Raw genomic sequence first — 26,282 nt, forward strand, 5'->3', positions numbered from 1 at the left:
TGTTCATCAGTGTATTAATTTTGAGTAAATGTACAGATATGTACTAACCTCAAGGCATGATGATTTCTCTGGAGGCGGCCAAATGCCAACTTCATCTACTGCGTTAAACCCACGCGAACAACTCGACGCCCCCGAAGCCGGCCGGGTTGCGCTGAAGTTCTTCTTCAGCCTCATGGAGCATTGGGGCTGTAGCGCCGAGCAACAACGCACCCTGCTCGGTGGAGTCGGCAACACCACATTCTATAAATACAAACACCTGCCAAACATACGCCTGCCCCATGACACCCTTGAGCGCATCTCTTATCTGATGGGCATTCACAAGGCGTTGAGCATCATCTTCAGCAACAGCCGCGAGCGCGCCTACGCTTGGGTCTGCAGCCCTAACACGGCGGCACCGTTCAATGGCAAAACCGCGCTGGATTACATGCTGGCGGGCCGGGTGGTCGACATTGCCGATGTGCGCCGCTACCTCGACGGTGTGCGCGGTTGAAAGTGCCCGATTTGGTGGATGTGCAATGGCCGCGAGCCTACCGGATCGTCAACAGCAGCTTCCCGCCGATTGCGCTGTTCGAAGACGTCCTCGACCCCGAGGACCTCGAAGTTGCCTACGCCATCGAAGCGCTGACCAATGATCGCCTGATCGAACAGGCCGGCGTACTCGCCCGCGTACGTCCCGAAGATCGCCTGTCCGGCCCCGGTTCCAGCCCGGTGATGGCTGCGTTCACTCACGTCGGCAAACGCAGCCGTTTCAGTGACGGCACCTTCGGCGTCTATTACGCCGCCAGCAGCCAGGCTACGGCCATCGCCGAAACCTGTTTTCATCAGGAACGCTTTCTCGCGGCGACCCAGGAAGCCGATCTTGAGTTAACCATGCGTACTTACATCAATCAGGTGATCAAGCCGCTGCATGATGTTCGCGGCGGCTTCGATGATTTGCATCAACCCGATCCCGAAGCCTACGGTCCATCGCGAGTGTTCGCGCGGCAACTGCGTGATGCCGCGTCTTGGGGCCTGCTCTATAACAGCGTTCGCCTGCCGGGCCATGAATGTGTCGCCGTGTTTCGGCCGCCGGCGGTTTCTATTCCGAAGCAGGGCAAGCATTTGCGCTATGTCTGGAGTGCGAACGAGCAGAGGATTTCGTTCGTATTTGAGATTAGTCAGGTCTGAAACGCAAAAAGCCCTCGCATCCGCGAGGGCCTTACAACGGTGCTTACATCAACAGCTTGTCCGGCGGAGCATCCATCACTTTCACTACGTCATCGATCAGCGCCTTGCTTGATCCTGCAGATACTGCGAGGCATAAGCGTGAAGGTCAGGGGCGCGCGCGACTGTGGATTCAGTGGTCAGTAGCTTGGAGATGTGAAGCAGGTGCGAGGCGTGCGAGAGGGCGGCTATCACTGGAACACCACGATTGGTGCGGAACAGCGCTTGATTGGCTTGAAAGCAAAAGTGCGTGAGGCCTGGGGTTTTCAAATCGAGGTAGTTGGTCATTTCGCTTCACCTGCCGAACTTAAGGACGTGGAGCGAGGCGACCGCTGCTGCAGCGAGGCGGATTACGAGTGGATCAATGGCATTCATTTGTGAACTGTCTGTATCAAATGCGAGCTGCCAACTCGTTCTCAGGCGAAAGGGTGGCAGCTATACGCACGCTGAGAAACCTGAGATAGAGGAACCCGGCAGACCCGAAGGTCTCCCACGCACAGCCGCCATTGCACGGTAATGCTGACACAAAAAAATGCGCCGGAAACGTGAGTTGGGGTGCTGGTGTGCCTGCATGTTACGCGGGTTATCAAGCCCATATTTCCGCGCGGGCTTTTTTGTAATGCATGCCTCGCATGCCTAACTCCCCTCAATCAAAGCCTGCTCTTGCAGCCATATCTCTTGGACAAACTGATCTGTAATCGCGTAAATCCCATGCCCGCGTCGCATGATGATGTTCTCGGCAACCAGCGCAATCACTACCGGTTGAATCTCTTCGACTCGAACCTCTCGCCCGACTGACTTTGAATATTCACCCGCCGCACCTGTGGAAAAAATTCCGCGGGCATCGCCTTCTGTAGAGGCGATCTTGTTGAAAACGGCTTGAGCCAGGCTACCCAGTTGCTCGACTTTTTCCAGCTCGATGCTCGCCGCCGCCGAGCGTAGTGTGCTTGCGATTACTGGTAGGAAAACATCTGGCTCGCCCTCTTGCTGTAAGAGTTGGCGTAGGGCCTTCAGCATTTCTTCAGGTCGATTTCCCAAAGTGTTGAACGCTTCGACAGCGGCTTCGAGGGACGGCAACTTGTCCTTCTTCACTGTCATTGCGAGTCGGTTGAGCGGGAATTCAACGTAATCGCCTTTCAGCAATGGATGGGCTGCTGAAGTGGCGCCGGAAAAGGCGTGGTTGCGTTTGGCGGTCAGTTCGCTGACTTGCGCTCTGTGGGAGCCGGTTCCGATGAACAGAAAGTAGCCGGGAGTATTGGGGCGGGGGGTTGATTGCATCGCGGGCGGCTTTGAGTGCCAGCAGCAGTTGATTGCCGTCGTCGGAGGAAATGGCGTGCTGCACTTCGTCAATGATCAGCACCAGATCAGTCTTGGCTTGATTTACAACCTCTGTGAGTGCTTGTGCCAGTGTCGGGCCGTCGGCGCTGCCAATGCTGTCGAGTTTGAAGCCGAACTTGAATCCAGCGGCGCCGATTTCAACATTGCTGACCCGCTTGAATGTTTCCAAGGCAGAGGAGCCCGGCGTTTGCAGGTCTTTCAGGGTTTTTTGGATGGCGTTGTGCACAAGCGTTGCCGGGTTGGCCAGAGTGTCGCTCCATAAGTCGACGTAGATGACTAAAGCACCTGCTTCTTCCAGGGCCGGGATGAGATCATTCCTCAGAAACGTCGTTTTACCTGTGCGGCGCAGGCCAGATAGAAATAGACCTGAGCGCAGACCTTCGTCGAGCACACCTGGATTGAGAAGCTGGTTAGCCATTGACTCGGCCAGTTCTGGGCGCTGAAAATGCTGCTCATACGATTACATCTTTTTATGTGCACACCATAATTATTGCTATTTCATAATTTAGCATAAAGATGGAAATGTGAACCGTTGGTTCAGAGTTCGCGCTTTCGAAGTGTGTAAGAGGAAGTGTGGCTAATCGCGCGAAGTGCGAGGGGAGAAGCTATTTCACTGAGGGTGAAACGCTAGAAATATAAACACACCAGAAAAAACAAAGCCCCTGCATTTCTGCAGGGGCTTTGTTTTGTATGGTGCCGGCACCAGGAGTCGAACCCGGGACCTACTGATTACAAGTCAGTTGCTCTACCAACTGAGCTATACCGGCGTGTGGGCGACGATTATAGCGATTGGGTAGATCCTGTAAACCCCTGAATTCAGACTATTTTTGCATTCCGGAAAAATCAGGCCCTGCGCAAATTTATGCGCAGCTTTTGTACCTCACGCGCAGTAAGGCATTTACGCAGGGCGTACAGGTCAGCTTCGGCTTTCGTGACCCCGCAATTATTCACTCGGCTCGCCCATTATTCGGCGGTTATGTCGTTTTGATTGGCAGCTTATGCACAACTGAGGGGCGCGAGGACTGCTAAGGCGAGGTTTTGTGAAGCCATTCTCATCTTGTTCGCAAATCCCTGTTTTACAGGTTTTTATTTATGTGAACAAAAAATGACCAGTGTTGTTAAGTCAACGAAACAGGCGCAGATATTGGATCCACGGAAAATCCATCAACAGAGTTATCCACAGGCTGTGATGTTTTCAGCGCGTACGGCGAGCAGCAGCAAGTTACGCGGTGTGAGTGAGATGTCGCAAAAGGTGCCGAGGTGTACGACGTATCCCTGTTCTGCGAGGAAAAGTGCCCGATCCAGATTCAGCCAAAGCTCCAGCGGTCGTCGGAACAGGCTGCGGAGCAATTCCAGGTTGCGAACTTCGGCCAACCGCTGCCAACCGGCGGCTTCGAGTGTCGACCAATCTGGCGAGCCGACTGTGGATAACTCCTTCAGCGCTGCTAGATCGAAACAATAGTCCGCAAACGGTTTATCCAGCCAGGCGCTGGGCAGGGAGGGCGTTGGTAGGTATTGGTCGACGCCGCGCAGTTGCCGTTGCAGCAAGTCGAAAGCCAGGCGACGAGCCATCGAGGTGTCGCGCTGACGTCGGACGCGAGCACCGGCGGTGACGGTTTCGCTCATCGGCAACGCCAGATCTTCCAGCGAGAGCTGTAGGAGCGATGCCGATCCCGCGCAGGACAGGGCCTGATATTCGTTACGACTGATGCGGTTGTAGCAGCAGGGCGCGATCGCCATTTGCTGGCAATCTGCGGCACTGGCCAGTTGCATCAGGCGCACATGCAGATCACCGCAGGCGTGGAGGGCGACGGGGGTGTGGGCGGCGTTCAATACCGCTGGGGCGTCTGCCGCGAGTACATCCTGTTCGAGATGCAGGGCGTGCAAGTGATGACGCTGACTCAGTGCCTGACCGCTGGCGACCAATAGCGGATCGTATTCAACGCAAGTCAGTTGTTGTCCCGACCCCAGTAAGCGCCGGCCCAAATGTCCCTTGCCCGAACACCAGTCCAACCAATGCGTCGGCTGCGAAGCGAAAGATAAACGACTGGCAAACGCTTCAATTTGCTGCCACTTGCGCCCGGGCACATCGACATTCAAACGATGCCCGGCAGCTTCAAGCGCACGCCCCGGCAACTCACCGACCGCACTCAGCTGCGCCGACAACTTCGCCAATGAAGCGAACGGCTCAGGCGCATCCACGAGTTCAGCAGGATGGTTATGCGCGCGTTCGGCATCTTCCAGCGACCGCCCGCGTAGCCACAAGGCCAACTCCGGGTAGGACGCTTCCCAGGCAAGCGAAAGATGAGTGAACGGTCGAGGTTTCCACAGCGCCTGATGCTCAATCAGAAAAGCATCCAGCGCGGTGAAGCGGGCGAGTAAGTCCTCGCCCGTCAGCACGCAGGAAGTGTCAGCGGCCTTGGCAGGCATCGACGCGCAGCCAGCGCTCCAGCAGCTTGAAGCCGCGTACCAGCACGTAAGCCATGACCAGATAGAACACGCCGGCGGCGAAGAAGATCTCAACCGGCAGATAAGTGCGGGCGATGATCGTGCGCGCCATGCCGGTCAGTTCCAGCAGGGTCACGGTGCTGGCCAGGGCACTGGCCTTGAGCATCAGGATCACTTCGTTGCTGTACGCCGGCAGGCCGATGCGCGCGGCACGGGGCAGGATGATGTAGAACATCGCTTTGGGCCTGGACATGCCCAAGGCTCGCGCGGCTTCGATCTCGCCCGGTGGAATTGCCTGTATCGCGCCGCGCAGGATTTCGGCGATGTACGCCGCCGTATGCAGCGTCATGGTCACGGTGGCACACCAGAACGGATCGCGCAGGTACGGCCACAACGCGCTTTCACGCACTGCATCGAACTGCGCCAGACCGTAATAGACCAGGAACAACTGCACCAGCAGCGGCGTGCCGCGGAAAAAGAAGATGTAGGCGTAAGGCAGCGAGCGCACGTACCAGCGCTTCGAAGAGCGCGCGATGCCCAGCGGAATGGCGAGGAGCAGGCCGGCGATGACCGCGATGGCGACCAGTTCCAGCGTCAGGGTCGCGCCTTGTGCCAGTTTCGGCAGCCATTTGATGATGACTTCCCAGTTCATTGCGCGCTCCTCGCAAAGCCGCGAGCGGCGCGTTTTTCCAGCAAGTGCATGCCGGTCATCGCCAGCACCGTCAGGCCGAGGTACATGATGGCGGCGACCATATAGAAGGTGAACGGTTGTTTCGACACGGTCACACCGATCTGCGCGTGACGCATGATTTCCTCGAGACCGATCACTGAAACCAGCGCGGTGTCTTTCATCAGGATCATGAACAGGTTGCCCAGGCCCGGCAGGGCGATGCGCCACATCTGCGGCATGATCAGCCGGGTAAAAATGTGCCATTTCGACAGGCCCAGGGCCTGGCCGGCCTCACGGTGACCTTTGGGAATGGCCAGCAGGGCGCCGCGAAACACTTCCGTGGCGTAGGCGCCAAAGCACAGGCCCAGTGCGATCACACCGGCGGCAAAGGCGTTGAGTTGCAGGTCGGGGTTGCCGAAGTACTCACCGAGGGCGCGCATCAGGTTGACCGTACCGAAGTAGATCAACAGCACCCAAAGCAATTCCGGGACGCCGCGCACCAGCGTCGAATAAGTGCCGCCAAGCCATTGCAGCGGCTTGTACGGGGAAGTCTTGGCCAAGGCGCCGAGCAGGCCGAGCACCAGGCCCAGGCAGAGGGCGGTGAGGGCCAGTTGGACGGTCATCAGCGCACCAGCGGCGAGCGCCGGGCCGAATCCGTAGAGGTCGATAATCATGGGTTTCTGTTCAAATTGCGGCAGGCAAAGTCGGGAGCCGGCGCCGCTTGATCACGGCGCCGGTCCCACAGGTCAGATCAATAGATGCTGAACGGGAAGTACTTGTCGTTGATTTTCTTGTAGGTACCGTCAGCGACGATTTCCTTCAGTGCGGCGTTCAGCTTGTTGCGCAGTTCGTTGTCGCCCTTGCGCACGGCAATGCCGATCTTGTCGCTTTCCACCACCGGGTCGCCCTTGAACTCGTAGTTCTTGCCAGCGTCGGTTTTCAGCCAGTCGTAGTTGGCGTACTTGTCGGCGAGGATCGCGTCGACACGGCCGGAGGTCAGGTCGAGGTAGGCGTTTTCCTGGGTGTCGTAGAGGCTGACCTTGATGTCGTCACCGTAGGTGTCTTCCAGCCAGGTGCCGGCCAGCGTTGCGCGCTGGGTGCCGATGGTCTTGCCCTTGAGCGAGTCCTTGTCGGTTTTGAAATCGACGTTTTTCGGCGCGATGAATTGCAGCTTGTTTGAGTAGTACGGGTCGGTGAAGTCCACCGCCGCTTTGCGCTCTTCGGTGATCGACAGCGAGGAGATCAGGAAGTCGAATTTCTTCGCGTTCAGCGCCGGAATGATGCCGTCCCAGTCAGAGGTGACGACGGAGCATTCGGCTTTCATCTTCGCGCACAGGGCGTCGCCGATTTCCTTGTCGAAACCGACCACTTGGCCGCTCGCGTCTTTATTGTTGAACGGCGGGTAGGCCGCTTCGATGCCCATTTTCAGGGTTTCAGCCATGGCACCGGCGCTGAACGCGAGGGTGACGGCGGCGGCCAGGAAGACCTTTTTGAAATTCTGCATGCATGTTGCTCCGTTAGCGGTTGCTGGACATGAATTGTTTGCAGCGCGCCGAAAGCGGGTTGTCGAACACCTGCTGTGGCGATCCTTGCTCTTCTATAAGGCCCTGATGAAGGAACACCACTTCGCTGGAAACCTGACGGGCGAAGCCCATTTCGTGGGTCACGAGCAGCATGGTGCGGCCTTCTTCGGCCAATGCGCGGATGACACTAAGTACTTCCTGAACCATTTCCGGGTCAAGCGCGGAGGTAGGCTCGTCGAACAGAATAACTTTCGGCTGCATTGCCAGCGTGCGGGCGATCGCTGCGCGTTGTTGCTGGCCGCCGGACAATTGCGCCGGGTAGGCGTGGCGCTTGTCGGCGATGCCGACCTTGGCCAGCAACGCTTCGGCGACTTCGATGGCCTCGGCTTTGCTCTGGCCGAGCACGCGGCGCGGGGCTTCGATGACGTTGTCGAGCACGCTCATGTGCGGCCACAGATTAAAGTTTTGAAATACAAAACCAATCTCCGAACGCAGGCGATTGATCTGCTTGCCGTCGGCGGCGACCAGTTCGCCGTTCTTCGCGGCCTTGAGCTTGAGTTCTTCACCGGCCACCAGAATCTGGCCCTGGTGCGGGTTTTCCAACAGGTTGATGCAACGCAGGAACGTGGACTTGCCGGAACCGGAAGAGCCGAGGATCGAGATCACGTCGCCGTCGCGGGCGGTCAGCGAGATGCCTTTGAGCACCTCCAGCTGTCCGTAGCGTTTGTGCAAGTTGCGGATTTCCAGCGCGGGCGTGGCCTCAGCCATGTGCGTTCCTCATATATGTTGCGCTCCTGCTGTTGGCGGGCCTTCCTGGCGAGGCGGCCAAGCTAGCATAGCGTTTCAATGGCAGCCAACAGCGCTACGAGCGGTAAACGGGTGGCATGTGGCGGGTTGTCGCATCGGCGCAGCAGACTGTCGCCCCGTCAACAACCGAACGGGTGTTTGATCGTGCAAACCCGAGGGTGCCGCGTAAAAAAAGGCGCGATGTTGCCAGCTTTGGCGGGGTGTTGGAAGCGCTATCCGGCCGAACGTTCCTTATTCGCCCTTTTTCTGTGCGTCGCACACTTTATCTGTGTGTTTCTGGTGCGCTGATTCGTCTTGAAAGTGAGTCGCCGGGTAACGCTCTGGCGAATAGCCATTAAACTCAAGGACTTGCATCGGATGCCGAAGCCCCCGGCCCTCAAGGACTTGAAACATTTTGGCGCAAATATTGCGTGCAGAATAAGGAACAGGCCGTTGGATTCTTTTTACGAGAAAGAATTTTCAGACGCGCCGGACGCACTCGCTTTCCTTGCAAAGGTAGTCTCTATGAGCAGTACCCCAAGCTCCACTGGCCTCGAACAGGGGCTCAAACCGCGTCATGTGACCATGTTGTCGATCGCCGGTGTGATCGGCGCCGGTCTGTTCGTCGGCTCCGGCCACGCCATTGCTGCCGCCGGCCCGGCCGTGCTGCTGGCTTACGCCGCCGCCGGTACGTTGGTGGTGTTGGTGATGCGCATGCTCGGCGAAATGGCCGTGGCTTCGCCGGACACCGGTTCGTTCTCGACTTACGCTGACCGCGCGATCGGTCACTGGGCCGGTTTCACCATCGGCTGGCTGTACTGGTGGTTCTGGGTGCTGGTGATTCCGCTGGAAGCCAACGCCGCCGCGACCATCCTGCATGCGTGGTTCCCGGGCGTGGACATCTGGGCTTTCGCGCTGGTCATCACCCTGCTGCTGACCGTGACCAACCTGTTCAGCGTGAAGAATTACGGTGAGTTCGAATTCTGGTTCGCCCTGATCAAAGTGCTGGCGATCATCGGTTTTATCGGCCTCGGCCTTGCAGCGATTTTCGGTTTGCTGCCGACCAGCCAGGTCAGTGGCGTTTCGCACCTGTTTGACAGCGGTGGCTTCCTGCCCAACGGCATGGGCGCTGTACTGGGCGCGATCCTGACCACCATGTTCTCGTTCATGGGCACCGAGATCGTAACCATCGCGGCGGCGGAATCGAAGGACCCAGGCAAGCAGATTTCCAAGGCGACCAACTCGGTGATCTGGCGGATCGGCCTGTTCTATCTGGTTTCGATTTTCATCGTGGTGGCGCTGGTGCCGTGGAACGATCCTACCCTGGCCAACCTCGGTTCCTATCAGACAGTGCTTGAGCGAATGGGCATTCCCAACGCCAAGATGATCGTCGACATCGTCGTACTGGTGGCAGTAACCAGTTGCCTGAACTCGGCGCTGTACACCTCCTCGCGCATGCTGTTCTCCCTCGGCAAGCGTGGCGACGCCCCGGCCATGTCGACCCGCACCAACAAGAGCGGCACGCCTTACTGGGCGGTGATGCTGTCTACCGGCGCAGCATTCCTCTGCACCTTCGCCAACTATGTGGCGCCGGCTGCGGTGTTCGAATTCCTCCTGGCCAGCTCCGGTGCCATTGCATTGCTGGTGTATCTGGTGATCGCCTTCTCGCAACTGCGTATGCGCAAGCAGCGCATGGCGCGCGGCGAGAAAATCGTCTTCAGCATGTGGCTGTTCCCGGGGCTGACCTGGGCGGTGATCATCTTCATCGTCGCCGCGCTGACCATCATGCTGTTCCAGGAAGCCCACCGCGTGGAAATCCTCGCCACCGGCCTGCTGAGCCTGATGGTGGTAGCGGCTGGTCTGCTGGTGTCGCGCCGTCGCAAGCTGGAGAAGCGTGGTGCGGTGGTGTTGAACTGAGTCGTAACGCGTGATGTAAAAACGGCCGCTGTCAGGGATGACTAGCGGCCGTTTTTGTTTCTGAGCTTTCCAGTCAGGTTAAACCCAGTCCTCGATTCGCAAACCGGAAACGCGTTGAAACTCCCGTACGTTGTTCGTCACTACAATGAGTCCAAGTGAGCGTGCGTGGCCAGCGATCATTTGGTCGTATGGCCCGATCGGCGTTCCAGCCTTCGCGAGTTCAGATCGAACCATCCCGGCCTGTGCGGCTGCGTCGTTATCGAAAGGCAAGACATCCAGTCGCGCGACAAATCCTTCAACAATTGCCAGATTTTTCTCCGGGGCCGCCGACTTTTCAGCACCGTAAATAAGCTCCATAAGCGTGATAGCGCTGATGCACAACTGCCCGGAATGTCGATTGAAGGCTTCCCGGACAATTTGTGGTTTGTTCTTGATGGTGAAGATGCAGATATTTGTATCCAGCATGTACTTGATCATCAGAACGACTCGCGCTCCTGTTCAGTGGGTTGCTCACGGTTAGCCATGAAATCAGGGCTGACGCTGTCGCCATCAAACCAGCTATCCCAGCTTTCTCCAGCAGGCGTAATGACGCGTGTTCTGCCAATCGCGATGACTTCCACTCGTTTAACGTCGCCGGGCATCGCAACTGCCTTTGGCAGTCGGACTGCCTGACTTCTGTTGCTCATGAAAATTGTGGTCTGCTCCATATTCGAGCTCCCGGGTCTGTTCCTGTGATTAGCTCAGGATAGATCGTGCTGGGGATATGTCAATGGGATATACATCGTCACCGGACAAAGAGTAGCTAGGCCATCCAAACAAAAACGGCCGCTGTCAGGGATGACTAGCGGCCGTTTTTTGTTTCTGAGAAGGGCTTATTCGCTCTTGTCTTCCTGGGTGTCTACCGACTTCCCATAAGCATCCAGCGCCACCCCGAAATCAGTGATGAACTGCGGCTCGCTCAGCCAGGCCTGGGCTTGTTCGATGGTCATGCCGTCGGCCCACATGCGGTAGTCGATGAGCATGTCGGCGGCCAGGTGGGTGGCGGCCATGCCTTCGTTGTCGGCGTTTTCCATGTCGAGCAGTTCAGGGTGGTCGACAATGATGAAGGCCAGTTCGCGCAGCAGGGTCAGCAGCATTTCGTCGCGACTGACCGCTTCGGCGTCGCGCATTTTGCTGAACATCGCCAGGGTGTATTCCGGGATCGGCTCGGCGAGGTGGCCGAGGTCTTCGTCCTGATCCAGCGGTTTGCGCCCGACCATGCGGATTTGCTTGGCTTTGGCCTTGGCGCGTTTGGCGCGTTTGTGTTGCTTGTTCAGGGATGCCATGGGAGCTCAGTTCTTCTGTTGGGTTTGTGCGGCGATCGCGTCGGATGCCGCTACATAGTCAGCCTGGAATGCCGGTGATTCGATCCACGCCAGCGCGCCAGCCTCGTCGGTTTCCTGCGACCACTGGCGATACTCGATCAGCGCGGCGAGGATGAAATCCATCGCGCCTTCTTCGCCTTCCTGCTCGTACACCAGTTCCAGCAGCGGATCTTCGAGGAACGCGGTGCACATGGCTTGCTGGCTGATCTTCTCGGCGTCGATCATTTTCTTGAACAGTTCGGTAAGGTCTACCGATTCGAAATCGATGCGGTCATCGTTCGGGTCCAGCTCGACCGGCGCTTCGGCGCGCTTGGTGCGGTTCTGCTTGGCCTTGGCTTTGGCCCGGGTGGCGCGTTTTTGCTGCTTGTTGGCGGAGGCCATGGTGTGTTCCGTCGTGCGTGGAGAAGGGCTCAACTGTGCGGGACTTGCCGCCCGGGTGTGTCGGGGGCCAGTGCGCCCGTTTGCAGCCAGGTCAGAGCGATGGGCCATAGTGTGGCTTGGTATGCGCTACGAAAAAAGCCGAAATGTCCGACTTGTTGTTCGCCGATGTCCTGCGGTGCGATACGCCAGTGGGTTTTAGTTGCGTTGCAGAAGTAGTCGAGCAAGCGTTCGATTGCCGGGATCGTGCCGTAAGGGTCGTCGCTGAGGCTGATGGCCAGGGTCTGCGCGCGGACGTTGGCGAAGGGCAGGGCGCCCGCCTTTTTCATCAGCGCGCGACCGCTTGGGCGCTGCTCGTAACGTGCGGTGGGCGTGCTCCAGTCGCAAACTACGCCGGTTGGCGTGTCCTCCAGCCAGCCGATCCGCTTGCCTGGAAAATAGCCGCAGAGCAGCGCCATCAAAGGCATGACCACATGCCACTTGCCGAACATCCGCCAGCGATGTTCGGGGGCGTAATCGCGCCAGTAAGCGAACTGCGCACCGACGGTAACCAGCCGTCGGATGACCGTGCCCGACGCGGCCAGGCCTGCCGCACAGCCGCCGAAACTATGGGCGACTACATCGATTGGCTGACCGGGAAACTCCCGCTGCGCCCGTTTGAGCATCGCTTCGAAATCCAGCGCGCCCCAGTCGGTCCACGAGGCGCGCAGCCCTTTGATCGATTCGCTGCGTGATTCGCCGATGCCCCGGTAGTCGTAGGTCATCACGTCGAAGCCGTGGCTGAACAGATAGGCCGCGAACCTTGAGTAATGGCGACAACGCACGGAGGTGGCGGCGTTGATGATGACCACCGGGCGCTGTGGATCGGGCGAACTATGGCGCCAGGTGAAGCCGCCGAGTGCGTAGCCGTCGGCTGCGGTTTCCTTGAAGGGCGTAGCTTCAGTTACAGTCAAAGCTGCTTGGCTCAACTCTGGGTCGCCCACATCGGATGTCTGCTGACAGCTCATGGTGCTTGACCTCGGCGGTTAGGTGCCAACCATAGTCGCCGCGCTGCTCAAGAACAATCCGGCCGGTTCATTCACTGGATTGAATGAGCATGCGTTCTTCGATCAACGCCTGTTCGCGGTTGAGTTCAGCACGTAACTCTTCTTCGCTCGGCAGTATCGTCTTGTAGCTGCTGGCGAACAGTTGCTCATTGCCTTTGAGCATGGAATAGCGCGCCACCGAGTCATTGCTTTCCGCGCTCAGAATGATACCGACGGTTGGCTTGTCACCTTCGCTGCGCTTGAGCTCGTCGTACATGCGCACATACATGTCCATCTGCCCGACATCGCGGGCGCTGAGCTTGCCGCGTTTCAGGTCGATGATCACGAAGCACTTGAGCAGATAGTTGTAGAACACCAGATCGATATAGAGGTCGACGCCGTCAGTGCTGATGCGTTGTTGGCGGGCGACAAAGGAAAAGCCTTTGCCAAGTTCAAGCAGAAAGCTTTGCAAGTGATTGATGAGGGCTTGTTCGAGTCCGCTTTCCCTGACTTTGCCTGCCGAGGGCAGGCCGAGGAATTCGAGCATGACCGGATCGCGAATGAATTCCCGCGGATTGCATTTCATCGCGTCGATGTTGGTCGTGGCTTTCTCGACCACCTCGGCTTTGTCCTGACTCATCAGCAGGCGCTCGTAGTAGAGCGTCAGGATCTGACGATCAAGGGCGCGGCTTGACCAGTTGAGGTCGGCGCATTCGTTCATGTACCACAGGCGCGCTTTCTCGCTTTCGACCCGCAGTAGCCGGCGGTAGTGGGTCCAGCTCAATTCGGGACGCAGTGCGTCTCGAATTGGAAATTTTTGATAAAACAGGCGCATCTTCCACAAATTGGTTTCATCAAACCCTTTCCCGAATTGCCCGGTCAGATCCTTAGCCAGTAGGCCAATCAATTTTTCCCATATCCCGCACGTTGGGCTCCCTGTTGTTCAAACTCCACGATATGCCGGCCGATTTGCCAACAAGTCTGCACCTGAATCGTATCGACCGCGCGTAGCACTTTTTGCCGCGCCTGGCGAATCAGCTTGCCCAGTTCGCCTAGCAGTGAATCGATTTTATGGTCTTGCGTATCAGCAGGTTTGAGCTGGCTCATCGGGTCTTCCGCATTCTGGAAACAGAGACGCAAGCATGCCGAGGAAGGCGGCGCAGGTATGTCGGGCGAACCTGCGAGTTCGGAAGGAAGGGTGGGACAGGCGTTGCAGGACATTGCCACCGGAAGGCGCGTAACAGGGTAAATGTCCGTAGTCCATTTCGTACTTTTGCCCAGTCAATCGCCGCAGAGTTGGCAGCGCTGTGGTGAGCGATCTGGTGTTGCGCTGGAATGAAAGAACAGGCAGGTAAGAGGCTGCTTCAAAAAAGCGCCCCAGTTGCATCATCGCGAGCGCTTGCCCTTCGGCCTCTGCTCACGCATCCGCCCTTTGCGATAAACCCACAGCCCGAGCACACCGATGGCCAACATGAACGAAGTCCAGAAGCTCTGCCACATGAACTCGAACCAGTATCGCCGAGGTTGCAGTGCCAAGGTGTAGGTGCTGCGCGGCCCGCGATTGTTGGTGGTGATGGAACCGCTGATCCAGCTTTCGATGAGCATGTAGATCGAAAGGCATACGGCAAAGGCGATCAGCACTGCGGCGAGCACCGTCAGCCAGAATGTCCAGCGGCTCGGGCGATACGGTGGGGGATGCGGCAAGCGAATACGGGTTCTTTTCTGATTCATAAGCAGGGCTCGCGCAAGCCGGTCAGGAAACTGCCGGCTCTTGCAGTTGTTCAGTCGGCATCTGCCGCAGGCTCGCCGGGCGTGCGGCAAGGCGGGCGCATTCCGCGATCACCTTGAGAATGCCGATCACTGCCGGCGTCAGCGCAGTGCCGAGGCAGATGCGCACGCCTGTGGAAGCCTGGCCATCGGCGAAAAAGATCCCGCTGCCAGCCACGTGGCAACCACGCTCTGTGGCCAATTGCTGCAGCGCCGGCATGTCGGTGTGTGTCGGCATTTCGATCCAGTGGATGAAGCCGCCGCGCGGTGGGACGTAGAGGGTGCCGGCCGGGAAATCGTTGCGCACCAGCGCTTCGACAAAACTCGCCAGCGAAGAGAGTTGCGACCTCAATCTGGCGCAGTGCTCGTCCATGTAGCCACGGCCGATGAATTCATTGAGGACATTTTGCGCCAGGCTGGAAACGGCCAGGTTGCGCGAAAACATCTGCGCGAGGATGGCATTGCGGTATTTGCCGGCCAGACACCAGCCGACGCGATAACCCGGCGCGATGGTTTTGGAAAAGGACGAGCAGTAGATCGTCTGGCCGCTGCTGTCGTAGCTCTTGAGGGCGCGCGGTCGATCAGCTTCGGGCACTAGGTCGAAGAAGATGTCGTCTTCGATGATCGGCACATCCGCTTCCCGGGCGATCCTTGAAAGTCGCGCGCGCGCTTCGTCGGGCATGATGAAACCACGCGGATTCTGCAGCGTCGGGTTGAGAAAAATCACCGCGACCTTTTTTTGCTTCAGCGCTTCTTCCAGATGATCGACATCCAGGCCCGTGCGGCCGTGGGTGCGGATCGGCAAGGCGCGCATGCCCAAGCGTTCGATGGTCTGCAGAATGCCGTAATAGGTCGGGGTTTCGATGGCGACGGTAGCGCCTTTGGACGCGACGGCTTCGAGGGCCAGTTCGAGAGCGATGGTGTCGCCCGATGTCACCAGAATATCGTCCGGCCCGCAGACTACACCACGGGTCAGCATCAGCCCGGCGATGCGCCGTCGCAGCGCCGGCAGGCCGGGTGGCGCGACCAGACCGCTCAGCGCGTTGTCAGTCTTGGCCGCCAACACCGAGAGACATTTATTGAGCAAAACGTTGGGCGTGAGATCGCTGTGCAGAACCGCCGAATTCAGCGATGCGGTAGTGCGCGAGGCCGCTTCGGAGAGCATCGCGACCACCGCATGATTGACGTTGACGGTGACACTGGAAAAGTCGAAAGCGCCGGACGGTTTTGCCCGTCCTGACGCCGAGACGAAGTAGCCGACGCGCGGCACGGTCGTGACGTAGGCGTCGGCCTCGAGGTCGGCCAGCGCTCGCTGCACCGTGGTGATGCTGGTCTCGAACATCCGCGCCAGAACGCGGATTGACGGCAGTTTCGCTTCGGCCGCCAGGTCACCGCTGTCGATCTGGCGAATAATCCAGTCCTTGACTATCCGCCAGCGCTTGTCCGGCAAATCAAACCTGTCCATAAGTTCTCTGTGATGATTCGAAACAATTCACAGAAAGTAGAGCAAAACGATCCCCGTTGCAGCAACTATGACGATGTTCAGCGCCACCAGACCGAAGGCGAAGCGGATCAGGCTGTTTTCTTCCTGACGGTTGGCACCGGCAAGTCCAGTGATCAACGACAGGATCGACAGCGAGCCAAGTGCGCCATGACCGGCGGCGCTGTTGACCATTGCCGCCAGCCACGCCCCGTGTTCGCTGCTCAGCGCGGCAATGGATGGCATCACCAGCGTGTTGCCGCCGACATTGGAGCCGGTGACATAACCAGCAATCCCTGCCAGCAGGGCGATCATCGGCGCCAGCGAAATACCCGACATGGATTGCAACGCGCTTTGCGCCTCGACGAGGAATCCGGCGTTGACCATCACCTGGGACAGCAGCAGGAACAGGAAGATTGTCGTGACCGGAAACTTCGCCCGGTTGAACAGGGCTTGCCACGGGAAGCCCGCGCCCGCGGTCTGCCTGAACGCCATCAGCACGGTCACGATCAGCAGCGCCAGCCCTGGAGACGCCAGCGGCTTCCATGAAACGTGTTCGCCCCTGATGACCCACAGGCCATCCCAGCCCGACAGCACGAACAGTCCGCGCGACGCCACAATCACTCCCAGCAAGGCCAGATAAGGCCATGCCGCGCTCGGCCAGCGCACCAGTTTTTTCCGTTGCGCCCAGGAGATACCCAGACCGACGCAAGCCACGGCCAGCCCGGCCAGCACACCGGAAACCTCCGGGCCGAGCCACAGGTTGACGCAATACAGCACGGCAACGAACAGGGCGGTCACGACAAGCAGCCCCAGCCACGGTGTGATCCTGCGGATGCCGGCCTGCCACAACGCCAGCGACGCCAGGCAGAGGAACACCGGCGCGCTGATCAGCGCCGAATGGCTGCCGAGGGTATGCGCCGGCAAATGCGCCAGCAAGGCACCGATCACCGTTGCCAGACCCAGCGTGCCCCACGGCATGATCACCATGCCGGCGAGAGCGATTTTCATCCCCGATTGGCGAGTGAAAAGCCCCATCAGCAGCGGCACCGTGGCGATCAGCGAAACGCCGAAGCCGGTCATCGCTTCCAGCAGCGGCGCCAGGCCCAGCACGATGAAAATCACCTGCGCCGGGGGTGTCCAGCCGAGTTCCTTGACCCACGCGCCGATGGCCTGTGGCGCGCCGCCGCGCTCGACCAGAATGACGAAGGCCAGCCCCGGGACGATGACGCACGCGGTGCTGAGAAACAGGATCGTGGTGTCCTGAAAAATCGCCGAGGAGATCGCCGCCGACACCGGCCCGGCAGCGCCCAGTGCCCACAGCACCAGCACGAGCACCACACCGGCCAGCGCCGCTTGTACCGGCGGACGCCGGGGGATCAGGATCAGCGCGATCACCAGCGCGATCGGTGACATTTGCAACAAGAGAGAGCTCATAGCGGTTTCCTTGGCTTAATCGTGCGTCTGTCCGCTGTACTCGGTCGCCCGCATGGACGCGCGCTGGCAGAACGTCTGATACCACTCGCTCAGGCGTGCCTGCGCCGAGAAGTCCGAGAGTTGACGGAAAGCGATCCAGTCCAGGGCGGTTGCCAAGGCGATGTGGCCTACGGTGATCGGGCCATTGAGGTCGACGTGCTCTTCGATGAAGCGATACGCCTCCTTCAGCTTGTAGGCCTGGCCATCGGCATACGCCGGATAGCGCAGGGCCTCGGGGCGCCGCTCGACTTCCCAGCGCAGCTTGATGCCGACATCGCACATGCCCTGCGCCAATGCCTGCAGGCGCAGCGCCTTGTAGCGCTCGGGGCCGCTGGCCGGGATGAATTTGCGGCCGTCGCTCAGGTCGTCGAGGTATTCGCAAATCACGATGGAATCGAACAGTGCGGTGTCGTCAGGCAGCATCAGCACCGGCACTTTGCCCAACGGGTTGGCCTGGTAAATGGTCGCGTTCGGTGAAGTCGGGCTGGTCTCGTGATGTATCACCTCAAGGCTCGATGCGATGCCAAGTTCGTGAGCCAGCACCAACACCTTGCGGGCGTAAGGCGAATGCGTCTGATAGTAGAGTTTCATGCGCGAGTTCCTGTCTCAAGGATGGCGGTGGCGACTCGATGGGCGTCCATGAACAGCCGCGAAGGTGCGCCCGCCGAGGTGACGTAGTGGTTGTAATAACAGGAGCCTTCAGCGAGCGGGCCCAGCACCCAGATGTCATGCACCGCTTCGCCGTTATTCGACTTGGGGTTGCACGCTGCGTCGACATCGATGCCGTCGATGCCCTGCACATCGGTGCGCGGACGCACAAGGCCCAGGCGCGCGAGGTCGCGCACCGGCGCGCAGTCGCTGTGGGTGACGCCGCTGCTCTGGACGTAACCGGCGATTCGCTTGAAGTGCTCGATCGCGGGGCGGGAGCCGGGCTTGAGAAAGGTCAGCAAACCGGCGTCACACAGCGCGAGCAGATCGGCGTGGCGCTCCTTCTGCGGGCCGGCGACCAGACGGTTGATCGCCTTGTGCCAGCGGCCATAGAACTGCCGATGCGAGTCTTCGGTGAGCCCGTCGAAGTCGACTGCCTCACGCAGTCGGTCACGCAAGTCGCGCCAGACTTCAATGGCTGCTTTGATCGGCGACGCGCCGCGTCCCCGACGCGCTTCTTGCAAGTCGGCTTCGAGGGTGTCGTAAATCCATGCGTGATAGTTGTAAGGCGTCACGCTGTCGGGCAGTGCGTGGCAGATCAGCTCCAGCGGATTGATTGCCCCGGCAATCGTTTCGAACTCGCGCAGCAAGGCTTCGCAGGCGACAACCCCTGCCGGGCCGACAACGCTGACGGTTCTGAGCTGCTCAAGCAACTGTTGCGGCGCTGAGGGTTTATGCAGGACGGCGACCGCAGCGGCACGCATCTCCAGCAGCATCAGCGGCAGAATGTCCCGTTCGAAATCCAGTCGGCGGTTGTGCGCGTTGACCCGCAACGACTCGATGCGCTCGCTCGTGAGCAGCACGGCGCTATGGCGGGGGCAGCCGATCAAGCCATTGGGACGCGTGCGAAACGGCAGCCCGTCCCGCGACTGGATGAAGATCACCGGCTCCTGACCCGAAGGCTGGTAAGTGTGACTGCCATCGGCCATGGGTTTGTAGATCCCGCCCCTGCCAGCCGTCAGCGCCGCCAGGGTGTCCATGGCGCCCAGGCCCAGCCCTTCGATCAGCACCGTTTCGCCGGGCTCGACGGTGGAGAGGCTGCCCGGCAGCGGGTAAACGTTGTCGACCCGGTTCTGCCCCGCCAGGCGCAGGCGTCCGGTGTGGCCAACGGTCAGCACCAGACGATCCACCGTCACCGCAGCGCCGTCGGCGGTTAGCAGAAGGTATTGCTGATTCTCGTTGCGCTCGACCGCCGTGACCTGATGCCGATGCAGATTGACCGTGACCCAAGCGGGTGCGGTCGCGAGGATCCGCGTGAAGGCGTCGGCCAGATAAGCCCCGAGCAGGTGCCGTGGCAGAAAATCCTCCGGCTCGACGTCGCGACCGTCGGCGGCGAGCAGGCCGCTGTCGGGGTCAACCTTGACGTGCTGTGCTCGGCACCACGCGAGAAAGTCCGGCCCTGGCCGTTCCCGAGCGTCGGTCAGATCACCGAACGCTGCTGCGTCGGGAAATACCCCGAGCTGACCGGCGACGGTGTTGAGCAACAGGTAGTCCGGTTGATCGGGCCAGTGCGCGCCGCCGCCGAGCACGTTGGGCTCGAAAATGTCGATGACGACCGGTTGTTGCGGGCGTTCCTCGGCGCGGCTCAACAGGCGCTCGAATACCGACATTCCGCGCGAACCGCAGCCGACCAGGCCAATGTGCACAGGCGCCTTCACCATCTGCGCTCCTCGCCAAAAAATGACGGGATGGCAATTGCCGTACCGGCCGCGACTGCAATGTCGTGGATCATCCGGCCAATCGCGAGATCGAGAATGCCCATGCCGAACGGTGAATAGATCAGCGGTTTGTCCTGGGCGACGTGCAGGTCGCCGCGAATCAGCTGCGCCACCGTGCCGGTGACAAAGTCGCGATGGCCGTACTGCTGCTCGGCCAGATGCGGTGAGGTATTGGCCTTCAGGCAATGGGTGATGTCGTCGAAGTAGTTGTAACTTTCCTCGATGATTTCGGCGCCGATATCCCGCAGCGAGATGTTCAGAACAATCTGCCCCGGGCGGAACGTGCCCTGGCCTTTTACGTACGGCTCGCCCGCGCTGGTGGCGAACACCACGATGTCGGCAGTCAGCGCTTCTTCGAGCGACAGCAGGCGTACATCCGGCAGGCCCAGTTGTTCACCAAATTCCGCAAGGGCTTGCGCCGACTCAGCATTGAGATCGTGAACACCCACGCTGTCGAAGGACCAATCGTCCGCGACGAAAGTCTCGAGGATATTCCTTGAAATTACCCCGCCACCAATGATCGAAAGTGTCGCCGCGTGCCGGTTCTGGCCATTCAGCCACCAAGCCCCCAAGACTGCCGACGCGGCTGTGCGCACGGCACTGATCAGCGCACCTTCGAGCAGCGCGTAGGGGTAGCCGGTCTCGGGGTCATTGAGAATCAGCACCGCAGATGCGCGCGGAATACCTGACTTGATGTTGTCGGGATAACTGGCAATCCACTTGATTCCGGAGACGGATTGATCGCCCTCGCTGTCAACGATGGCCGCCGGCAGCGCAATGATCCGGTTCGCCGGTTGCGCAGGGAAACGCAGGAAATAACTGTCGGGGTTAACAGTTTCGCCCCGCTCGTGGGTCAGGTAGGTCTGCGCGACCATGTCGATGGTTGCATGCCGCAGCCCGTTGAGGATGTCTTTGACGACAGCGCCGGGGATGACGTGGAACGGCTGGATCAGATTCTGTGTGGTCATGAGGATTACGCCGAGAGTGCCAGAGCGATTTCAGGGAAAAGGGGCTGCAGTGCGGTTGCGCCGATCCGCTGGGTGACCCAGTCGTCGGAATAGATGGTTTCGAGATAGCGCTCACCCATGTCCGGGGAGATCGCCACCACCACATCGTCGGGCCGGATATGCGGCGCCCACTGGCGGATGCCGGCGAGCACAGTCCCGGTGGAGCCGCCGAAGAGCAGGCCGTAGCGTTGCGCCAGCCAACGGCAGACCTTGATCGTCTGTTCCTCGGGAATCGACAGGAAGTCGTGAATGCCCGACGACTCGAATATCTCCGGCAGACGGCTGGTGCCGAGCCCCGGGATATGGCGCGTGCCGCCCGGCAGGCCGAACGTCACCGAGCCGACGGTATCGACGGCAATGACTTTGGTCTGCGGATGATGTTCGGCGAAGTAGTTTTTGCAGCCCATCAGCGTGCCAGTGGTGCCAGCGCCGACGAACAGGTAATCCACGTGCGCAAATTTGCGCGCGATGGACGTGGCAGTCGCTTGATAGTGAGCGAGGGGGTTGGTCGGATTCTTGTACTGGTTGAGCCAGATGTAGTCGGCGTTGTCAGCGACCAGTTGCTCGATCAGACGAATCCGCGAATTCAGATAACCGCCGTTCTCGTCGCGCTGATCGACCATGAGCATTTGCGCGCCAAGGGCTTGAATCAGCTTGCGGTTCGGCGCGGAAATATTCGGGTCGATTACGCAAACGAACTGGTAACCCTTGGCGGCGCAGACCATGGCCAGCGCAACGCCCAGATTCCCCGATGAGGATTCGATAAGGCGGGTCTTGTGGTTGATCAGTCCGCGGACTTCAAGATCAGTGATCAGCGCGTGCGCGGTCTTCAGCTTGATGGAGCCGGCGGGATTCAGTCCTTCGATTTTCAGCTGGATCGTTGCGCTGCAAAGATCGCCGATCTGCACATAACTGTCTTCATTGATAAGTTGCTTGATCATACGTCGTCCATTTCGCTCTTTTGCCGGGCGCACGGGGGCGCCAGCATTCATCCTGGAATGTTTGAAAAGCACTAACTGCAGTTCGCCTGTGGGTTGGGTTTCAGATTTTTTTGCTGGACAGGAAGTGACCTTGCGGGCGACGCCGATCGATTCAAAAAATCAGGTTTTGCGCTCTGAGGGTTACGCAAACCCAGAGTGTTGCGGGGCGCAAAGTAGAGCCAGTCACTGGCTCGCCAAGGCTTGTTTGAAGTATTGGCGAAACGCCATCTGCGCGGAGAGATACAGATTTCTGGTTTTTTCCAGTACAGCTGGAATGCAGGGGTGTATCGAAGGGGGAAGAGGGAGGGGGGATCAAATCGCAGGCATAAAAAAACCCTGAATCTTGCGATTCAGGGTTTTCGGTATTTGGTGCCCAGAGACGGAATCGAACCGCCGACACGGGGATTTTCAATCCCCTGCTCTACCGACTGAGCTATCTGGGCAACGGGGCGCATTAAAAGGGTTTTTCGGATTTACGTCAACGACTTTTTGAAAATTTCTTAAATTAATTCCGTCGCTTACGAAATCTGCGGGTTATTCGGCTGGCGGCACGTAGCCTTCGGCCTTGGCGTATTCCTCGCCGGAGAAGTACTTGTCCATTTCGCCCTGCAGGTATTTGCGATCTTCGGCGTTCATCATGTTCAGGCGCTTTTCGTTGATCAGCAGGGTCTGGTGTTTCTGCCAGTCGGCCCAGGCCTTGGCCGAGACGTGGTCGAAAATATCCTGGCCCTTGGCCCCCGGGAAAGGGGCACGTTCCAGCGCGGGCAGTTCTTCTTTGTACTTGCGGCACATTACGGTGCGGGTCATGGCGATTCTCCTGCATTCAAGACGGCGGCCGCGCGTTCGAGCAAGGTCTTGACCGGGGCAGCAAGGCCCAGGCGCGGCGGGGTGGCGAGGTTATACCAGAGCCAGTCGGCCTCGGCCACGTGATGGCTGGCTTCCTGCACCTGAACCAGCCAGGGTTCGATGGACAACTGGAAATGGCTGAAGGTGTGAACCAGGCTCGGCAGCGCCTGCTGCCGGCCCATGGTCAGCGAGTGCTGATCGGCCAGATGTTGCAAATCATCGAGGCCATCCAGTTCCGGCAAACTCCACAACCCGCCCCACAGGCCTGATGACGGGCGGCGGTAAAGCAGAATCGCGCCTTCGCCGTTGGCCAGCATCGGCATCAGCGTGCGTTTCTGTGGGATGGCTTTGCGCGGCTTGGGAATCGGATAACGGGTTTCCAGGCCAAGCATGTGCGCCTCGCAACCGCGCTTTAGCGGACACAGCAGGCAGCTCGGCTTGCTGCGCGTGCAGAGTGTGGCGCCAAGATCCATCATCGCCTGGGTGTAGGCGTTGACCCGATCGTGCGGGGTGAAGCGCTCGGCGTTGGCCCATAGCTGCTTGGCGACCTTCGGTTCGCCGGGATACCCCTCCTGCGCCGTGAAGCGCGCCAGCACGCGTTTGACGTTGCCGTCGAGGATCGGCGCGCGCAGGCCCATGCTGATGCTGGCGATCGCGCCGGCGGTGGACAGGCCGATGCCTGGCAGCTCGGTGAGTTTTTCCACGTTACGCGGGAACTCGCCAGCGTACTGGCTGACGACGATCTTCGCGGTCTTCTGCAGATTGCGTGCGCGAGTGTAGTAACCCAGCCCGGTCCACAGGTGCAGCACCTCGTCTTCCGGCGCTTCAGCCAGTGCTTCGACCGTCGGCAGCGCCGTCATGAAACGCTCGAAATAGTTGAGCACGGTGCTGACCTGAGTCTGCTGCAACATGATTTCGGACACCCAGACCCGGTACGGATTGATGTCCTGCTGCCACGGCAAGTCGTGACGGCCATGGCGGTCGAACCACTCCAGCACCGCCGTGGAAAACTGCTCCGCTGTCATCGCTTGAACAGCCCCTTCAATGCGTCTTTCAGTTCCGGGCTGACTTTGTCGCCCAGTTTCTCGTCGATTTTTTCGCTGAGCTTGTTGCCGGCCATTTTGCTGGCGACCTGACCGAGACGGTCATTATCGATGCGGCAGGCCTTCGCGCCCAGTTCCAGCGGTCCACGGCAGCGCAGGGGCCACTCGATGCCGACGAACTTCTCACCGACCTGACAGGCCGGGTCGGGCATGGCGCTGGTATCGCCCTCGACGATGATGCCGACGCGGTAATCCATACCCAAAACGCGCAGGTCGATATCGCCGTCACCATTGACGGTCATGCCGGGGATGCGCACTTTCAGGTCGGGGTTGCTGGCGACGCCGTTGCGCACGGTCAGGTTGCCCTTGAGCTCCTCGAACAGCGTGTCCTTGCCCCGTGGCTCGCCGCTCAGGGTCTTGCGGTTGAGCGTGGCGATGCCTTTGCACAATTGCTGTTCAAGGTTGGCGTTGAGGAGCACGCCATTGTTGATGACGAAACTGGCGTTGCCGTTCAGCGTATCGATCAGCGCCTGCTGGCTGTTGCCGCTGCCGGTGAAGCTGCTGGTCAGCGTTACCAGGCCTTTGACCGGTGGGTTCTTGCCCTGGCTTTCGATGATTTTTTCCGCCGGCACGCGATTGAGCCGGGTCTGCAGGTTCAACACCGGCGCGCTTGGGCGCACGTCGAGTGTGCCGTTGGCGACGAAGCCGCCGTTGTACAGATCACCGCTCAGGTTAGTCAGCGTCAGCAGGCCGCCCTGGCCGGTGGCTTTGAGCGCGGCGTTCTGGATCGGCAGTTTGTCGAGGGTCAGTTGGCCGAAAGTCAGGTCGGCATCCACGTCGAGTTTGGCCAGGCGCTCCACCGGCAGCAGGCGCTCGGTGCTCCAGGCGGTTTTACTCGGTTTGTCCGGCAGCGGCGTGGTACCTGCGACGGCGCCGGCCTCGGTACTGGCGACTTCGGCCTGACGGGTTTGCGTGGCGCTGTTGGCCTGGGCCGATTTTGGTGGCAGGTAACGATCGGCGTTGAAGGTGTCGGCCTTGAGAATCGCACGCAGCGACTGTTTGGCGAAGTCCTCGATGGCGATGCGGCCGCTGAAGCTGCTGTCATCGAGTTTCAGGTTGATGTTGTCGAACGACAGGCTGGTCGGAGTGGCCGCAACGCGGCTGACCAGTTCGACCTTGCTCAGGCTGCCTTCGCCCATCGCCGGCAGTGTCTGGCCGATGCTGTCGACGAATTTCGCCAGATCGAACTGGGCAATGGAAATGCCGCCGCTGATCTGTGGCGTCTTGTCGAGGTCGTTGGCTTTCAACTCGCCCAGAGCGCGCAACTGGTTGGCGGAAATCTTGATACCGGTCCATTCGGCGACGTTCGCTGCCTTGTCCAGCAACAACTGACCTTGAGCGGAGAAAGTCATGGTCTTGCCTTGCAGCGGATCGCCAGCGAGCTCGCCGGTCAGCTTCAGGTCTTCGAACTTGTAGCGTTGGAGGGCGCGCTCGAAGCGCAGCTCGCCGTTGAGCTCAGTGCGCACGCGCAGCACCGGTTGATTGGTGCCGAGGAACGCGGTGGCTTTCACCGGGATATTGGTCGAGTCGTGCACCGGGCCGGTGCTCAGTTGAATGCTTTCGGCACTGAACTGCTTGCCGGTCAGCTCATCGGTGTATTCAACGCGGGCGTTGTTGACGGTCAGGCTGTCGATGTCGAGGCGGATCGGTTGCGCCGGTTTTTCCACAGCGACGGTCGGCTCGCTGGCGGTCGCCCCCGGTGTGGCGGGTGGAGTCGAGCCGGGCGCCACAGGCACCTTGCCGATGTCTTCCCAATTGCCGTGGCCGTTCTTGTCACGGTTCAGGCGCAGGTTGAGGCCTTCGACGCGCACGTCACTCATCTGCACTTCGCGGCGCAACAGCGGCAGCACGCGCACGGACAGGCCGAGCATCTGCAAGTCGGCAAACGGTTCGGCAGGTTTGGCCAGGGTGGCGACGCTGGCTTCGTGCAATTCCAGACCGAGCCACGGGAACAGGCTCCAGCCGATATCGCCATTGAGCGTCAGCTCGATGTGGGCCTTGTCGCGGGCTATCTGGCGGATCTCGTCTTTGTAGTCGTTGGGATCGAAGAGGTGGGTCAGGGCAAAGCCTGCCGCCACAATGATCAGCAACAGCCCGAGAAGTACCAGACCCAGGATTTTGCCGAACGCTTTCATGGGCGAGTCCTTGTAGTTAGTCGAATTGGTCATATGGCCGGGGAGTATAGCGCTGCCGGCGCCCGGTTCGGTGTGGCGTCATGTGCCAAGGGTCGGCAACGGCAGCTGCCACTTCGTCACCGGCGTCTGTGTTTGAGGATGCCCGGCGGGCGCCAGAGGGCGCAATCCGGCCCCGCTTGCGACGCCATTTTTTGCGCTTGGTTCGCCAGTCGTTCAGTCATGCCCAGGCGACGGGTAACTTTTCGCACGCATAAATGGGACAAGTAGCGAATGCACATATCTGTCGTCAGGCACTTGAAAACATCCGGCATGGTAGCCCCGTTGAAATGCCGTCTATAGGGGCTGCGGAACGCTGCGATCGTTTGATTTTGGCATTTTCAAAAAGATCAAAAGATCGCAGCGTTCCGCAG

General features: G+C 59.6%; 23 protein-coding genes, 2 tRNA genes and 3 pseudogenes. 3 read left to right on the plus strand and 25 right to left on the minus strand.

What is annotated here, in order from left to right:
- Positions 1–82 precede the first annotated feature (82 nt).
- A complete protein-coding gene (locus AB4N53_RS21355) occupies positions 83–490 on the plus strand; it encodes an MbcA/ParS/Xre antitoxin family protein (protein ID WP_460122981.1) in 408 nt (135 codons plus the stop codon).
- A gap of 11 nt (positions 491–501) precedes the next feature.
- Positions 502–1,167: an RES family NAD+ phosphorylase gene (locus AB4N53_RS21360; protein ID WP_460125218.1), complete on the plus strand. Its 666-nt coding sequence runs from the start codon at positions 502–504 to the stop codon at positions 1,165–1,167.
- 43 nt (positions 1,168–1,210) lie between these two features.
- On the opposite strand, the pseudogene AB4N53_RS21365 reads toward AB4N53_RS21360, so the two are convergent.
- The 8 genes and pseudogenes from AB4N53_RS21365 to AB4N53_RS21400 all read right to left on the minus strand — a co-directional run bounded on the left by AB4N53_RS21365 (position 1,211) and on the right by AB4N53_RS21400 (position 7,950).
- A pseudogene (locus AB4N53_RS21365) lies at positions 1,211–1,491 on the minus strand (DUF3077 domain-containing protein).
- A 348-nt stretch (positions 1,492–1,839) separates the two neighbouring features.
- Positions 1,840–2,959, minus strand: a pseudogene (locus AB4N53_RS21370) (AAA family ATPase).
- Between the two features lie 273 nt (positions 2,960–3,232).
- A tRNA-Thr gene (locus tag AB4N53_RS21375) sits at positions 3,233–3,308 on the minus strand.
- 406 nt (positions 3,309–3,714) lie between these two features.
- Positions 3,715–4,971 carry a methyltransferase gene (locus tag AB4N53_RS21380; RefSeq protein WP_460122987.1) on the minus strand — a complete coding sequence of 419 codons (1,257 nt, stop codon included), beginning with the start codon at positions 4,969–4,971 and terminating at the stop codon, positions 3,715–3,717.
- The gene (locus tag AB4N53_RS21385; RefSeq protein WP_016772145.1) at positions 4,952–5,641 is read right to left on the minus strand and encodes an ABC transporter permease; all 690 of its coding nucleotides are present in this window, start codon (positions 5,639–5,641) and stop codon (positions 4,952–4,954) included. The genes AB4N53_RS21380 and AB4N53_RS21385 overlap by 20 nt, the downstream gene beginning before the upstream one ends.
- Positions 5,638–6,333, minus strand: coding sequence for an ABC transporter permease (locus AB4N53_RS21390; protein WP_460122991.1), 696 nt, complete (start codon positions 6,331–6,333; stop codon positions 5,638–5,640). The genes AB4N53_RS21385 and AB4N53_RS21390 overlap by 4 nt, the downstream gene beginning before the upstream one ends.
- 77 nt (positions 6,334–6,410) lie before the next feature.
- Positions 6,411–7,163 carry an ABC transporter substrate-binding protein gene (locus AB4N53_RS21395; RefSeq protein ID WP_042608621.1) on the minus strand — a complete coding sequence of 251 codons (753 nt, stop codon included), beginning with the start codon at positions 7,161–7,163 and terminating at the stop codon, positions 6,411–6,413.
- Positions 7,164–7,176: 13 nt separating this feature from the next.
- Positions 7,177–7,950, minus strand: a complete 774-nt coding sequence (locus AB4N53_RS21400; protein WP_024011209.1) for an ABC transporter ATP-binding protein — start codon at positions 7,948–7,950, stop codon at positions 7,177–7,179.
- A gap of 543 nt (positions 7,951–8,493) precedes the next feature.
- Here AB4N53_RS21400 and gabP point away from each other — a divergent pair.
- Positions 8,494–9,885: a GABA permease gene (gene gabP / locus AB4N53_RS21405; RefSeq protein ID WP_460122998.1), complete on the plus strand. Its 1,392-nt coding sequence runs from the start codon at positions 8,494–8,496 to the stop codon at positions 9,883–9,885.
- Between the two features lie 78 nt (positions 9,886–9,963).
- Here gabP and vapC read toward each other — a convergent pair whose 3' ends face one another.
- The 17 genes and pseudogenes from vapC to AB4N53_RS21490 all read right to left on the minus strand — a co-directional run bounded on the left by vapC (position 9,964) and on the right by AB4N53_RS21490 (position 25,872).
- Positions 9,964–10,362, minus strand: coding sequence for a type II toxin-antitoxin system tRNA(fMet)-specific endonuclease VapC (gene vapC, locus AB4N53_RS21410; protein WP_016772140.1), 399 nt, complete (start codon positions 10,360–10,362; stop codon positions 9,964–9,966).
- A complete protein-coding gene (gene vapB / locus AB4N53_RS21415) occupies positions 10,362–10,592 on the minus strand; it encodes a type II toxin-antitoxin system VapB family antitoxin (protein WP_024011210.1) in 231 nt (76 codons plus the stop codon). The genes vapC and vapB overlap by 1 nt, the downstream gene beginning before the upstream one ends.
- Positions 10,593–10,757: 165 nt before the next feature.
- Complete coding sequence (locus AB4N53_RS21420) at positions 10,758–11,210, minus strand: hypothetical protein (protein ID WP_460123001.1); 453 nt, start codon at positions 11,208–11,210, stop codon at positions 10,758–10,760.
- A gap of 6 nt (positions 11,211–11,216) precedes the next feature.
- On the minus strand, positions 11,217–11,630 hold the full coding sequence (locus tag AB4N53_RS21425) for a hypothetical protein (RefSeq protein ID WP_016772137.1): 414 nt from the start codon (positions 11,628–11,630) through the stop codon (positions 11,217–11,219).
- Between the two features lie 29 nt (positions 11,631–11,659).
- Positions 11,660–12,634 carry an alpha/beta hydrolase family protein gene (locus tag AB4N53_RS21430; RefSeq protein ID WP_460123005.1) on the minus strand — a complete coding sequence of 325 codons (975 nt, stop codon included), beginning with the start codon at positions 12,632–12,634 and terminating at the stop codon, positions 11,660–11,662.
- A 67-nt stretch (positions 12,635–12,701) separates the two neighbouring features.
- Positions 12,702–13,759 (minus strand): annotated as a pseudogene (locus tag AB4N53_RS21435) (PDDEXK nuclease domain-containing protein).
- A gap of 279 nt (positions 13,760–14,038) precedes the next feature.
- Positions 14,039–14,383 carry a hypothetical protein gene (locus AB4N53_RS21440; protein WP_460123008.1) on the minus strand — a complete coding sequence of 115 codons (345 nt, stop codon included), beginning with the start codon at positions 14,381–14,383 and terminating at the stop codon, positions 14,039–14,041.
- 22 nt (positions 14,384–14,405) lie between these two features.
- Entirely contained in the window at positions 14,406–15,884 is a 1,479-nt protein-coding gene (locus AB4N53_RS21445; protein WP_460123011.1) for an aminotransferase-like domain-containing protein, read from the minus strand.
- 27 nt (positions 15,885–15,911) lie between these two features.
- Positions 15,912–17,336 carry an L-lactate permease gene (locus AB4N53_RS21450; RefSeq protein ID WP_460123014.1) on the minus strand — a complete coding sequence of 475 codons (1,425 nt, stop codon included), beginning with the start codon at positions 17,334–17,336 and terminating at the stop codon, positions 15,912–15,914.
- 15 nt (positions 17,337–17,351) lie between these two features.
- Positions 17,352–17,966, minus strand: a complete 615-nt coding sequence (locus AB4N53_RS21455; RefSeq protein WP_460123017.1) for a glutathione S-transferase family protein — start codon at positions 17,964–17,966, stop codon at positions 17,352–17,354.
- Positions 17,963–19,744 carry an FAD/NAD(P)-binding protein gene (locus tag AB4N53_RS21460; RefSeq protein ID WP_460123020.1) on the minus strand — a complete coding sequence of 594 codons (1,782 nt, stop codon included), beginning with the start codon at positions 19,742–19,744 and terminating at the stop codon, positions 17,963–17,965. The genes AB4N53_RS21455 and AB4N53_RS21460 overlap by 4 nt, the downstream gene beginning before the upstream one ends.
- Positions 19,738–20,769: a 2,3-diaminopropionate biosynthesis protein SbnB gene (gene sbnB, locus AB4N53_RS21465; RefSeq protein WP_460123023.1), complete on the minus strand. Its 1,032-nt coding sequence runs from the start codon at positions 20,767–20,769 to the stop codon at positions 19,738–19,740. Before sbnB ends, AB4N53_RS21460 begins: the two co-directional genes overlap by 7 nt.
- Before the next feature lie 5 nt (positions 20,770–20,774).
- Entirely contained in the window at positions 20,775–21,749 is a 975-nt protein-coding gene (sbnA, locus tag AB4N53_RS21470) for a 2,3-diaminopropionate biosynthesis protein SbnA (RefSeq protein ID WP_460123026.1), read from the minus strand.
- 406 nt (positions 21,750–22,155) lie between these two features.
- Positions 22,156–22,231 (minus strand) — tRNA-Phe (locus tag AB4N53_RS21475).
- Positions 22,232–22,322: 91 nt separating this feature from the next.
- Positions 22,323–22,595, minus strand: a complete 273-nt coding sequence (locus AB4N53_RS21480) for an oxidative damage protection protein (protein WP_016772129.1) — start codon at positions 22,593–22,595, stop codon at positions 22,323–22,325.
- Entirely contained in the window at positions 22,592–23,659 is a 1,068-nt protein-coding gene (gene mutY, locus AB4N53_RS21485; RefSeq protein ID WP_460123029.1) for an A/G-specific adenine glycosylase, read from the minus strand. Before mutY ends, AB4N53_RS21480 begins: the two co-directional genes overlap by 4 nt.
- Positions 23,656–25,872, minus strand: coding sequence for an AsmA family protein (locus AB4N53_RS21490; protein ID WP_460139006.1), 2,217 nt, complete (start codon positions 25,870–25,872; stop codon positions 23,656–23,658). The genes mutY and AB4N53_RS21490 overlap by 4 nt, the downstream gene beginning before the upstream one ends.
- Positions 25,873–26,282: the final 410 nt, after the last annotated feature.

This window comes from Pseudomonas sp. H3_E04, assembly GCF_054668915.1.

Coding starts and splice junctions, on each gene's coding strand:
- AB4N53_RS21355 (WP_460122981.1), top strand. CDS start 83: ATGCCAACTTCATCTACTGCGTTAAACCCACGCGAACAACTCGACGCC.
- AB4N53_RS21380 (WP_460122987.1), bottom strand. CDS start 4,971: ATGCCTGCCAAGGCCGCTGACACTTCCTGCGTGCTGACGGGCGAGGAC.
- AB4N53_RS21385 (WP_016772145.1), bottom strand. CDS start 5,641: ATGAACTGGGAAGTCATCATCAAATGGCTGCCGAAACTGGCACAAGGC.
- AB4N53_RS21390 (WP_460122991.1), bottom strand. CDS start 6,333: ATGATTATCGACCTCTACGGATTCGGCCCGGCGCTCGCCGCTGGTGCG.
- AB4N53_RS21395 (WP_042608621.1), bottom strand. CDS start 7,163: ATGCAGAATTTCAAAAAGGTCTTCCTGGCCGCCGCCGTCACCCTCGCG.
- AB4N53_RS21400 (WP_024011209.1), bottom strand. CDS start 7,950: ATGGCTGAGGCCACGCCCGCGCTGGAAATCCGCAACTTGCACAAACGC.
- gabP (WP_460122998.1), top strand. CDS start 8,494: ATGAGCAGTACCCCAAGCTCCACTGGCCTCGAACAGGGGCTCAAACCG.
- vapC (WP_016772140.1), bottom strand. CDS start 10,362: ATGATCAAGTACATGCTGGATACAAATATCTGCATCTTCACCATCAAG.
- vapB (WP_024011210.1), bottom strand. CDS start 10,592: ATGGAGCAGACCACAATTTTCATGAGCAACAGAAGTCAGGCAGTCCGA.
- AB4N53_RS21420 (WP_460123001.1), bottom strand. CDS start 11,210: ATGGCATCCCTGAACAAGCAACACAAACGCGCCAAACGCGCCAAGGCC.
- AB4N53_RS21425 (WP_016772137.1), bottom strand. CDS start 11,630: ATGGCCTCCGCCAACAAGCAGCAAAAACGCGCCACCCGGGCCAAAGCC.
- AB4N53_RS21430 (WP_460123005.1), bottom strand. CDS start 12,634: ATGAGCTGTCAGCAGACATCCGATGTGGGCGACCCAGAGTTGAGCCAA.
- AB4N53_RS21440 (WP_460123008.1), bottom strand. CDS start 14,383: ATGAATCAGAAAAGAACCCGTATTCGCTTGCCGCATCCCCCACCGTAT.
- AB4N53_RS21445 (WP_460123011.1), bottom strand. CDS start 15,884: ATGGACAGGTTTGATTTGCCGGACAAGCGCTGGCGGATAGTCAAGGAC.
- AB4N53_RS21450 (WP_460123014.1), bottom strand. CDS start 17,336: ATGAGCTCTCTCTTGTTGCAAATGTCACCGATCGCGCTGGTGATCGCG.
- AB4N53_RS21455 (WP_460123017.1), bottom strand. CDS start 17,966: ATGAAACTCTACTATCAGACGCATTCGCCTTACGCCCGCAAGGTGTTG.
- AB4N53_RS21460 (WP_460123020.1), bottom strand. CDS start 19,744: ATGGTGAAGGCGCCTGTGCACATTGGCCTGGTCGGCTGCGGTTCGCGC.
- sbnB (WP_460123023.1), bottom strand. CDS start 20,769: ATGACCACACAGAATCTGATCCAGCCGTTCCACGTCATCCCCGGCGCT.
- sbnA (WP_460123026.1), bottom strand. CDS start 21,749: ATGATCAAGCAACTTATCAATGAAGACAGTTATGTGCAGATCGGCGAT.
- AB4N53_RS21480 (WP_016772129.1), bottom strand. CDS start 22,595: ATGACCCGCACCGTAATGTGCCGCAAGTACAAAGAAGAACTGCCCGCG.
- mutY (WP_460123029.1), bottom strand. CDS start 23,659: ATGACAGCGGAGCAGTTTTCCACGGCGGTGCTGGAGTGGTTCGACCGC.
- AB4N53_RS21490 (WP_460139006.1), bottom strand. CDS start 25,872: ATGAAAGCGTTCGGCAAAATCCTGGGTCTGGTACTTCTCGGGCTGTTG.